We start from the raw sequence: 569 nt of genomic DNA on the forward strand, positions 1-569 counted from the left end.
TTCGAGTTCGGGGTCGGAGATCGAGTCGATCGAACACACCCGCGCGAACCCACCCCGCTTCGACAACACCACCGCCCCACCACCATCGGCCAACACGAACAACCGCGACGCCCGCCACCGATCCACCGCCGGAGTACCGAAATTATCGGCAGCGGTCAACAACGCCGCCGACCGCGACCGATCAGCCCCCAGGAAACACACCGCCAGATGCAACGCCGAAAAGAACCCGATACACCCGTTACGGATCTCCACCGACGTCACCGGACGATTCACCGTATTACGGTTCACATAATGCTGCGCCGACCACCCGTCCGGACCCTGCGGATGCACATTCGTGTGGAACACCGCGTCCACCTGCGCCGCATCCACCCCCGAACCCGCCAACGCCGCCCGCCCCGCCGCCACCGCCAGATCCGGCGCCGGCACACCACCGGCCACCGTCACCGACACCAAACCCGACTCCCGCGCCGCCCGCTCCTCGAACCACCCCGCGGCCACCGCCTCACCCACCCCCACCACACCCACATCCGCGCAACCCACACCGGCCAGAAAAACATTCTCGACCTTCA

General features: G+C 66.6%; 1 protein-coding gene. It reads right to left on the minus strand.

Annotation, left to right across the window (positions count from 1 at the left end):
- Nucleotides 1-450 (minus strand): beta-ketoacyl-[acyl-carrier-protein] synthase family protein (locus tag ON30_RS41840; RefSeq protein WP_505805169.1); only part of this gene is annotated, 450 nt, incomplete at its 3' end.
- Between the last annotated feature and the right edge of the window lie 119 nt (nucleotides 451-569).

The organism is Nocardia takedensis NBRC 100417, from assembly GCF_000308695.1.
Lineage (GTDB): Bacteria > Actinomycetota > Actinomycetes > Mycobacteriales > Mycobacteriaceae > Nocardia > Nocardia takedensis.